Here is a 9,193-nt window from a genome sequence, read left to right as displayed (position 1 = left end):
ACCATTCGCACCGGAGTTAAACAGCTCAGAAAGGCTATGGGAGTGGATGCGGGAGCATGACTTATCAAACAAAGCATTTTCAGGTTATGAAAATATTGTAGATTGTTGCTGTGAAGCTTGGAATAACCTTTGCAGCGAAGCTGGTCGACTGTTCAGTCTGTGCTCCCGTGATTGGGCAGTTATACAGTAGTTAGAAAATTCAATTGGTATAACAAGGTAAAGGGCAGTCCATCATTGCTGTTAAGCCAGTCACTATAACTGGAAAACCAGCCTACATAGCGATGACCCTGATAACTACCGAGCTCTTTGGTCAGCAATGGTCTGTAAGTTTCCCGGTGCTGGCCAGTAGTGGTAATCCAATGGTCCTTTGTTCTGATAATCAGAACAGACTCATCCGTTGAGGGGGCGTTCATACCCAAATTTGAGAAGTAGTTGTCGACTTTTTGCTGATAAAAGAACTGCAGGCTGATAAAGCCCGTGATAAAGGCTGACAGAATAACAATGGATAAGATCCCCATTCGAGAAAGCCATGATCCTAACTTGTTATTTATCAGGGTTTTATTTTGAATAGCCATGCCTGCCTTCTTGAATCGTTATTTATTAACTTTTTATTGATGAAAAGTGTCATTACTTTGGCTATCGGACGAATGGCAAAAAAAAATAGCTGATCTGTCAAAAAAAGAGTGACAGGGAGTATGGCTCGATAAGTGGTGTGGACAGGTTTATTCTAAAAGAAACAGTGTTTTCTAAATTTATTATCTTAATCAATTAGATATGTCGTATTTATGGTGGATTTGGTCTGCGGGCTAAACTTACTATATTGTTTTGCAGCCACAGAGTTAGTGAGTGGCATTCATACCATCATGACTGAACTTAACTATTCTATTATTTAAAGGGCTGCTGGACGGTGCCGACAGATTGAGCAATGGACTTCAGCTTGCTGTCAAAGAAACTCATTGGTCGAGGAAAATATTATGAAGACAAGGATGTCGGAAATCCGTAGGACGTCGGGTTTTACCCTGATTGAATTGATGATCGTTGTGGCAATCATTGGTATTCTGGCTGCCGTTGCGATTCCACAGTATCAGAACTACACCCGTAATGCTGAAGCAACCGCAGCAATCACAGAGGCCAAGTCTTTCCAGACAGCGGTCAGTATCTGCCTGCAGAGTGAAGCACTTGCCAACTGTGATGCAGGATCTGAAGGTATTCCACCTGTTGGCGGCCGGGTTACCAGTGTGACTGATGGAGTCATAGTCATTACTCCTGGAACAACAACGGTATTTGGTGCCGATGCTATTACACTGACCCCAACCCTGAACGCGGCTACCGGTCAGTGGACCTGGACTAAAAGCTGTACTGGTTCGGCAACCAGTGGTAGTGCTGACCTGTGTGCAACAGAAGCCTATGCAGATATTCCCTAAGGCTCTCTGATTATCTCTTGGATGTTATCAGGTTCCCACGCTATGCGTGGGAACACTGCTTTCCAGAAACTCAATCAACTCCCTGACTTCTTTCCTGTTTACGTAATCCTGTAAATCCTCCATTCGTTTACTGCCAATGGCTGAACACTCATCCAAGAGCTGTTTTGACAATAGTTTTTGTATATCCGTTATGCACCCTGCCAGCTCACGGGCGCTGCTTTTCCCTATGCCAGGAATACTGAGTGCATGGATCTGCTGCTCCAGGCTTTTCGGCCGTTGAATGGAGTCGAGGTATTGTTGGATTTCCTGCTGCCGCATCCCGGAATCCTGCAGTGAAGGTGCTGTCAGCTTTAGAATCTCGACGGGTGTTTGGATGATGCCTGCCTGAACCCATTGATGAATAAACGGCTTGTTGATCGCAGCAAGATCAAGCCCCTGTTTACCGGTTAGCCATATCAGGCGAGCGGCAAATTGCTTTTCGCAACCCGGTGCAATAGTCAGGCAGGTAAAGGGGGTGTATCGGCTTGTATCCGGTAGTTCCGGGATTGCTCTGTTTTTGGGACGAAACAGAACCTTTCCAAAGACAGGAATGGCATTCCCTTTGAGCTTGATAGTGATTTGATCCCCCACGGCAAGCCCTTTCTTTTCCAGGTTCTGAACGCTGCCCAATGAAATGGTTGAGATGGTTCTGTTTTTGATCATTACGGGCTTAATATGAACCACTGGTGTGATATGACCGGTTCGCCCAATGGTAAATTCAATCGCTTGTATTCCTGATGTTGTTATTTCTGGTGGAAACTTCCATGCCATGGCCCAGGCTGGTGTATTCCCTGTCCAGCCCAGCTTGTTCCTTAAGGTATTGCTGTCTGTTTTAATGACGATTCCATCCATCAAAAACAGTGGCTTTTTGAAGGTTGCGTAGTGCTCAAGGTGTTGTTTGATTTCGGGGTAGGATGCAGTTCGGTGGGTATGCTCCAGGGGAAGAGGAAAGCCCATGTCGGCTAAGGATTTTATTGACAGAAAATCGCTGATAAAAGGGCTGTTGATCCATTGCCATGGGAAAAAATCAAAGGCTTTTACTGCTTCCGTTTCCGGTTCAGCCCTGTTGAGCTGACCTGCCACCAGATGCCGGGCGCTGGCATACTGCTCAAGAATAGAAGGGGTGATGATATCAAGCCTCGTGAATAGTTCTCCATGAAGAGCAAGTTCGTTTTTTTCATCATTATTATTCAGAGGTGATAATGTTTTGGGGACTAGCGGCATTTGCTGAATATGATGGAGTATATCCACGCCTTCTTCGCCATTACCGCGGGTGGAAGCTTTGACTAACCGTCCATTTTTATAAACCAGCTCCACTGCAACGCCATCAATTTTAGGCTGTACCAAAACTCCACTGCCAGATAATTGCTGTAAAAAGCGTTTTATTTCTTCTTCAGACTGGGCTTTCATCAAGCTACCCATTCGAGCCTGATGATGAATCGTGTATTGATTGTGAGGTGTTTGGAGAGAGGGTTTCTCTGTTTCTATGGAAGGGAAACACTCTTGCCAAACTGTCAGTTTCTCAACGAGAGCATCGTATTCACCATCGCTGATAATGGGGACGTTTTGGTTGAAGTACAGTTCATTATGGTAAGCAACTTCATCAGATAGCGCGCTGATATTCTCAGTTGCCTCGTCTTGATTCCACTGAGGGCAATCATCTGCCCAGGCAGGTAGAAGAAAGGTTATCCACAGGAGAGCTATTATTTTTTTCATGCCTTGATTAAAACATGAAAAGGCGGGTGGTTACATCATGATGAACAAGAGTGTGGGGTTCGATAAAAAAACCAGGAATGTTAACCACGAAGAACACAAAGGCCACAAAGTAAGAAAAAAGCTTTTCTTTGCGTGCTTTGTGATCTCTGTGGTTCCCTTCTTTGAGCTTTTCCAGAAGGATGGTTAGCTGTGATAGCCATTCGGATTGGCCGACTGCCAGCGCCAGCTATCAGAAACCATATCCTCTAGCCCTTTTTCCGCTTTCCAGCCCAGTTCATTGAGAGCTTTGTCCGGATTGGCATAGCAGGCGGCAATATCACCGGAGCGTCTTGGGGCAATCTGGTAAGGTACAGGCTTTTCCGACGCCTTTTCAAAAGCGGCGACCATTTCCAGTACGCTGTAGCCTTTACCTACCCCCAGGTTCCAGGCATGGATTCCATCAGCTTTCTGCAGTTTCTCAATAGCACGAACATGGCCAATGGAGAGATCGACAACATGGATATAGTCCCTGACCCCGGTTCCATCATGGGTAGGGTAGTCATTACCGAAGACATTGAGCTTTGCCAGCTTACCAATGGCAACCTGAGAGATATAAGGCATCAGGTTGTTGGGAATATCATTAGGGTCTTCACCGATTCTGCCAGAAGGGTGAGCACCAACCGGGTTAAAATAGCGCAACAACGCTATGCGCCAGCTGTTGTCCGACACATGTAGATCCTGAAGAATTTCTTCTATCATCAACTTTGAACGACCATAAGGGTTGGTTGCTGAAGTTGGGAAGTCCTCACTTATGGGGAGACTGACAGGGTCACCATACACTGTGGCAGAAGAACTGAAGACCAGCGTTTTCACATTGGCCTGTTTCATGGCTTCCAGCATCACCAGAGTTCCGTGTACATTGTTATCGTAGTAAGCCAGGGGCATGGAGACAGATTCTCCAACGGCTTTCAGGCCAGCAAAATGGATAACTGACGATATCTTATTGCTGCTGAACAGTGAGTTCAGCAGTTCATTATCGCGAATATCCCCTTTGATAAACTTCAGTGTCTTGCCAGTTATTTCCTGAACCCGCTTCAGTGATTCCTCACTGCTGTTGCTAAGATTGTCCAGGACAATGATCTCATAACCATCGTTAAGAAGTTCGACGCAGGTGTGGCTGCCAATATAGCCAGCACCACCGGTTACCAGGATTTTGCTCATGCTTTTTCCCTGTTCAAGGTGTCCTTTTTACTCAAAGCTGCTCAACCATCCGCATGGAAAGATCCACGGACTGACAGTCTTTGGTCAGTGTGCCAATGGAGATGAAATCTACCCCGGTTTCTGCAATGGGCACCAGGGTCTGGTCGTTAATACCACCGGATGCTTCCAGTTTCGGGGCTTTTCCAGAAAGTTCCCTGTTCAGCCGCACGGTTTCGGACAGCTGGGCCAGGGGAAAGTTGTCGAGCATGATAATGTCTGCTCCAGCTTCCCTGGCAACACGGAACTCTTCCATGTTTTCCACTTCGATCTCTACCGGTTTGCCGGGAGCGATTTCGTGCGCCTTGGCGACCGTCCGGGCAATGCCGCCACAGGCAGCAATATGATTTTCCTTGATTAAAAAAGCATCAAAGAGCCCGATTCTGTGGTTGTGGCAACCTCCGGCAGCAACGGCATATTTCTGGGCTACCCGCAGACCTGGCAGGGTCTTGCGGGTATCCAGCAATTTGACGTCGGTACTACTGACCAGATTAGCATAGTGCTGGCAACGGGTTGCCGTGCCAGAGAGCGTCTGCAGGAAGTTCATGGCCGCCCTTTCTCCTGTCAGAAGGCTGCGGGCAGACCCTTTGAGAACCACAAGGACCTGGTTCGGCTCTACCCGTTCTCCCTCTTCTATGTGCCATTCCAGCTGGACATCGGGATCAATCTGACGAAAAACCTCGTCAAACCAGGGGCGTCCACAGATAACAGCATGGTCTCTGCAGATAATTCTCGCGACAGACTGCTGGGGCTCCGGAATCAGAGAAGCCGTAATGTCTCCGGAGCCAATATCTTCAGCCAATGCCTGACGAACATTGGTTTCTACGGCGCTTTGTATCTGGTCTCGCAGAACCGGGCTCAGGTTTTCAGGCAGCGTATAGGATACTTTCATGGTCATTCCGGAGGTTACTGGCTTGGTCGTCGTTTCTTTGGCGGGGATTATATACCCAAAGAAGGAACCGGTGCAGGCTGTCCTGACGGAACCTACCTGATTCCTGCAGCGCTCAGCTGGTCCATCAGTCGGTTATGGCTGCTGACGGAGACTCCCAGAATGTTTGCCTGCTTGATCAGAAAACCGTTGATAAAGGAAAGTTCAGTAACTCTACCCTTGCGAGCATCCTGGCAGGTTGATGATATGTTACTGGCTGTGGTCTGGCAGACACCATGCACTTTTTCTTTGAGTGAGGTTGCACGGATTTCCAGGGCCGCCAGAACGGAGCAGGTTTCGGCTATTAATTCATCCAGCCAGGCCTGCTTTTCACCATTATCCAGCAATTCCCCATTACGGCAGTTGAACAATGCCGTCAGGCCGTTGATACAGCTGTTTATGGCCAGCTTCTCCCATAACTTTTGCTCAATGGTGTTGCACTGAATGACCTTTAATCTGAAATGGTCGGAAAGATCATTAAAACCCTGTTCAGACCCTTGGCCGTTCCTGAGTGAGCCAATCCAAGTCTGTCCCTGACCAGCATGGTGCACCTCAAAAGGGGATGACAGATAAGCTCCATCGGTACTGGAGCCAGCCCAGACCGTCTGCGTTGGCAGAGCATCCCTGATGATCTGCTGGCTGCCCATTCCATTCTGTAGCAACAGTATCTGGCAGTTATCCGTCAGATGCGGCTTAACACTGTTTAGAGCTGCTAGTGAATCCTGGGCTTTTGTACAGACAATCAACCGGTTGATCGGGTTGTCTATCGTTTCAGGTGAGACAATATCAACATCAAACAGGGAGGTTTGGCCTGGAGTGGATAGCTTGAGTGGAATGCGTTTTTGTCCAAACTGCTGATAGCTGCTTTCTCTTAGGATGAGGCGAGGGCTTTCCCCTTTATGGCAGAGGCTGGCAGCCCAAAGGCAACCGATGCTGCCAGCGCCTAAAATATACCAGTTATCAGCATGCATGAATGTCTATAGACCATGAGGAGTTCAAGATACACCGAGTCTAGCATTTGCTGCCTATACTCAAACAGTTGGTGATATCCCGCTTTTTAATACACAGGATGGGAGATAGAAAATGAGTCATACCTATAAAATGACTGAACTGGTTGGAAGTTCAACGGTCAGTAGTGATGATGCTATTCAAAATGCCATTGCCGCAGCAGGCATGACCATAGAGCATATGGGCTGGTTTGAAGTGGTGGAGCAGCGGGGGCACATTGAAAATGGTAAAATTGCCCATTGGCAGGTGACGGTAAAAATTGGCTTCAGACTCAAGGGTAAAGATCAATAGCCGGAGAGAATAGAGCCTGATTCTGCCCATTCACCTGAACCTTGTCGCCGGTGTATTGATTTTCTCCATGGTCTTTCGAATACAATCATGGATACAATAGTTGTTAATTGTTTCTTTCGATTTCTCAAGGAGATCATTCGCTATGCCTTCATTTGACATTGTCTCTGAAGTGGATATGCATGAGCTGGCCAACTCTGTCGACCAGGCGAATCGTGAACTGACGACCCGGTTCGATTTTCGAGGTGTCGATGCCAGTTACGAGAAGAGTGGCGATAAGCAGATTATCATGACTGCTGACGCGGATTTTCAGCTGGCTCAAATGGTAGAGATGCTGAAAACCAAAATGGTTAAACGGGGAATTGATGTTAAATGCCTTGAAGTTAAGGATCACTATGGCTCTGGAAAACAGGTCAAGCAGGAGGTTGTGGTTCGTCAGGGGCTGGAAAAGGATTTGGCTAAAAAGATCGTGAAAATGATCAAAGATGCAAAGCTTAAAGTGCAGGCAGCCATCCAGGGCGATCAGGTTCGGGTTACCGGTAAGAAAAGGGACGATCTGCAGACGGTTATCGCCTTTTTGAGAGAAGCCGATCTGGACATGCCGCTGCAGTATAATAATTTCAGAGACTGATTGACTGTTTCTGGCACAGAAAACCGTTTTCACTTGATGGTGAAAACGGTTTTTTATTTCTAAGGTAAGCTGGTATCTTCTTTTTTAAATTTGGTTTTTTTATTAGAAGAGGCAGCATGACGCTGTAAACTTGCACATTTGCGATGGAGCATATTGAATGGGGCTGGCAGCAGGTTCTTCGAAAAATTGGGGCGACGCCTGTAAAAGCTTTTTTAATCGCCGGGTGATTACTCTTCTTTTTCTCGGGTTTTCAGCAGGCCTGCCCATTCTGTTGATTTTCAGCAGCCTTTCCCTCTGGCTTCGTGAAGCAGGGGTAGAGCGCAGTGCCGTTACTTTTTTCAGCTGGGCGGCGTTAGGCTATTCCTTTAAGTTTGTATGGGCACCACTGGTTGACCGCATTCCACTACCGATATTGCATGGCCGGCTTGGGCGTCGCCGGTCATGGTTATTGTTATCCCAGGCCTCTGTCATTGCTGCGCTGCTGTTTATGGCCGCTCACAACCCTGTCGAAGGTCTGTTCTGGATAGCCAGTGGTGCCGTTATGCTTGGCTTTTCCTCTGCAACGCAGGATATCGTTATTGATGCCTATCGAATAGAAGCGGCGGATGATGACCTGCAGGCGATGATGTCCTCTGCTTACATTGCAGGGTATCGGATCGGTATGCTGGTGGCTGGGGCTGGCACATTAGCACTGGCCAGCTGGTTTACCATGACGGAGGAAGGTAATTACGACTATCTGGCCTGGGCCTGGGCCTATCGCTGTATGGCCGTGTTTATGTTGATTGGGGTTATTACCACGCTTCTGGTTGCGGAGCCTGATGTTGATCGTACTTCTGAGTCGCCGCACAGTACCTTTGATTACCTGCGCTTTCTGTTGCTTTTTGCCCTTGCTGCCACTGTATTTGTGATCTCTTTTACTCAGTTGGCTGATTTTCTGAATGCTCTTAAGGCTGTGCTGGTTGATATGGGCGTGTCCACACCCATAGCAGGATTTCTATCTGGAGCAGGGCGGTTTACTGGTAGCGTTCTGGCTGCCGCAATTGCAGCATGGTTATTGGTGAAGGCTCATCTGGCGCCAAGGGAAATGGTTAAGGAAACCTACATAGCACCCTTTGCTGACTTCTTTGAACGTTACGGCAAAGTGGCTATCTATATATTGCTATTGGTAGGAACCTACCGTATTGCTGATATTGTGATGGGTACCATATCCAATGTGTTTTACAACGATATGGGGTATACCAAAGAGCAAATTGCCACCATCACCAAAACTTTTGGTCTGGTCATGACCATTGCTGGAGGTTTTTTGGGTGGCGTGCTGGCCATTCGCTACGGTGTGATGCGAATTCTCTGGGTAGGCGCATTGCTGGCGGCACTATCTAACGTGCTTTTTGCGTTTCTGGCCAATCTTGAACCATCCAGTATTTATCTGAGTCTTGTTATTGCAGCGGATAATCTAAGTGGTGGATTGGCGTCAGCAGCGTTTATTGCCTTTTTATCCAGTCTGACCAATCGAGCCTTTACGGCTATGCAGTATGCCATTTTCAGCTCGCTGATGACGTTGCTGCCCAAGTTGTTGGCAGGCTATTCAGGCACCTTTGTGGATGCTCTGGATTACCCAGTATTCTTTATTGGCTCAGCACTGCTGGGGCTGCCAGTTATATGGCTGGTAACGTATGTAGGGCGGTTGCTGGAAAGCCATCAGGCAGGAAAATAATACCAATTGAATTTTCTAACTACTGTATAACTGCCCAATCACGGGAGCACAGACTGAACAGTCGACCAGCTTCGCTGCAAAGGTTATTCCAAGCTTCACAGCAACAATCTACAATATTTTCATAACCTGAAAATGCTTTGTTTGATAAGTCATGCTCCCGCATCCACTCCCATAGCCTTTCTGAGCTGTTTAACTCCGGTGCGAATGGT

9 protein-coding genes and 2 pseudogenes are annotated in these 9,193 nt (G+C 47.4%); 5 read left to right on the top strand and 6 right to left on the bottom strand.

The genetic code is table 11. The annotated features are described in order from the left end of the window. Positions 1 to 190: pseudogene (locus tag AK963_RS35730) on the top strand (IS630 family transposase); the annotation flags it as partial. On the opposite strand, the gene AK963_RS21510 reads toward AK963_RS35730, so the two are convergent. Further along, entirely contained in the window at positions 180 to 575 is a 396-nt protein-coding gene (locus AK963_RS21510) for a hypothetical protein (protein ID WP_066017477.1), read from the bottom strand. The pseudogene AK963_RS35730 and the gene AK963_RS21510 sit on opposite strands and share 11 nt — an antisense overlap. 411 nt (positions 576 to 986) lie before the next feature. Here AK963_RS21510 and AK963_RS21505 point away from each other — a divergent pair, with 411 nt between their 5' ends. Beyond that, a complete protein-coding gene (locus AK963_RS21505; RefSeq protein ID WP_066017476.1) occupies positions 987 to 1,424 on the top strand; it encodes a prepilin-type N-terminal cleavage/methylation domain-containing protein in 438 nt (145 codons plus the stop codon). 27 nt (positions 1,425 to 1,451) lie between these two features. Here the strand turns inward: AK963_RS21505 and AK963_RS21500 are convergent, their stop codons facing one another. The 4 genes from AK963_RS21500 to AK963_RS21485 all read right to left on the bottom strand — a co-directional run bounded on the left by AK963_RS21500 (position 1,452) and on the right by AK963_RS21485 (position 6,314). Further along, complete coding sequence (locus tag AK963_RS21500; RefSeq protein ID WP_066017475.1) at positions 1,452 to 3,179, bottom strand: DNA ligase LigA-related protein; 1,728 nt, start codon at positions 3,177 to 3,179, stop codon at positions 1,452 to 1,454. Positions 3,180 to 3,362: 183 nt separating this feature from the next. After that, entirely contained in the window at positions 3,363 to 4,379 is a 1,017-nt protein-coding gene (gene galE, locus AK963_RS21495; protein ID WP_066017474.1) for a UDP-glucose 4-epimerase GalE, read from the bottom strand. A gap of 31 nt (positions 4,380 to 4,410) precedes the next feature. Next, the gene (gene nadC / locus AK963_RS21490) at positions 4,411 to 5,307 is read right to left on the bottom strand and encodes a carboxylating nicotinate-nucleotide diphosphorylase (protein ID WP_066017478.1); all 897 of its coding nucleotides are present in this window, start codon (positions 5,305 to 5,307) and stop codon (positions 4,411 to 4,413) included. Between the two features lie 92 nt (positions 5,308 to 5,399). Further along, positions 5,400 to 6,314: a ketopantoate reductase family protein gene (locus AK963_RS21485; RefSeq protein WP_066017473.1), complete on the bottom strand. Its 915-nt coding sequence runs from the start codon at positions 6,312 to 6,314 to the stop codon at positions 5,400 to 5,402. Between the two features lie 112 nt (positions 6,315 to 6,426). Between AK963_RS21485 and AK963_RS21480 the strand changes: the two genes are divergently transcribed. From AK963_RS21480 to AK963_RS21470, 3 genes are all read left to right on the top strand, one after another. Continuing rightward, complete coding sequence (locus AK963_RS21480) at positions 6,427 to 6,642, top strand: dodecin (protein WP_066017472.1); 216 nt, start codon at positions 6,427 to 6,429, stop codon at positions 6,640 to 6,642. A gap of 142 nt (positions 6,643 to 6,784) precedes the next feature. Continuing rightward, the gene (locus AK963_RS21475; RefSeq protein WP_066017471.1) at positions 6,785 to 7,270 is read left to right on the top strand and encodes a YajQ family cyclic di-GMP-binding protein; all 486 of its coding nucleotides are present in this window, start codon (positions 6,785 to 6,787) and stop codon (positions 7,268 to 7,270) included. A 157-nt stretch (positions 7,271 to 7,427) separates the two neighbouring features. After that, on the top strand, positions 7,428 to 8,984 hold the full coding sequence (locus AK963_RS21470) for an AmpG family muropeptide MFS transporter (protein WP_066017470.1): 1,557 nt from the start codon (positions 7,428 to 7,430) through the stop codon (positions 8,982 to 8,984). A gap of 19 nt (positions 8,985 to 9,003) precedes the next feature. Here the strand turns inward: AK963_RS21470 and AK963_RS35720 are convergent. Next, positions 9,004 to 9,193, bottom strand: a pseudogene (locus tag AK963_RS35720) (IS630 family transposase); the annotation flags it as partial.

The sequence above is a fragment of the Endozoicomonas atrinae genome (assembly GCF_001647025.1).
Lineage (GTDB): Bacteria > Pseudomonadota > Gammaproteobacteria > Pseudomonadales > Endozoicomonadaceae > Endozoicomonas > Endozoicomonas atrinae.
Note: the sequence above shows the minus strand (reverse complement) of the source record. Positions and strands in the feature narration are given on the sequence as shown.

Bases quoted from the DNA above. Each gene is read 5' to 3' on its own strand.
- AK963_RS21510 (WP_066017477.1), bottom strand. From the start codon at position 575: ATGGCTATTCAAAATAAAACCCTGATAAATAACAAGTTAGGATCATGG.
- AK963_RS21505 (WP_066017476.1), top strand. From the start codon at position 987: ATGTCGGAAATCCGTAGGACGTCGGGTTTTACCCTGATTGAATTGATG.
- AK963_RS21500 (WP_066017475.1), bottom strand. From the start codon at position 3,179: ATGAAAAAAATAATAGCTCTCCTGTGGATAACCTTTCTTCTACCTGCC.
- galE (WP_066017474.1), bottom strand. From the start codon at position 4,379: ATGAGCAAAATCCTGGTAACCGGTGGTGCTGGCTATATTGGCAGCCAC.
- nadC (WP_066017478.1), bottom strand. From the start codon at position 5,307: ATGAAAGTATCCTATACGCTGCCTGAAAACCTGAGCCCGGTTCTGCGA.
- AK963_RS21485 (WP_066017473.1), bottom strand. From the start codon at position 6,314: ATGCATGCTGATAACTGGTATATTTTAGGCGCTGGCAGCATCGGTTGC.
- AK963_RS21480 (WP_066017472.1), top strand. From the start codon at position 6,427: ATGAGTCATACCTATAAAATGACTGAACTGGTTGGAAGTTCAACGGTC.
- AK963_RS21475 (WP_066017471.1), top strand. From the start codon at position 6,785: ATGCCTTCATTTGACATTGTCTCTGAAGTGGATATGCATGAGCTGGCC.
- AK963_RS21470 (WP_066017470.1), top strand. From the start codon at position 7,428: ATGGGGCTGGCAGCAGGTTCTTCGAAAAATTGGGGCGACGCCTGTAAA.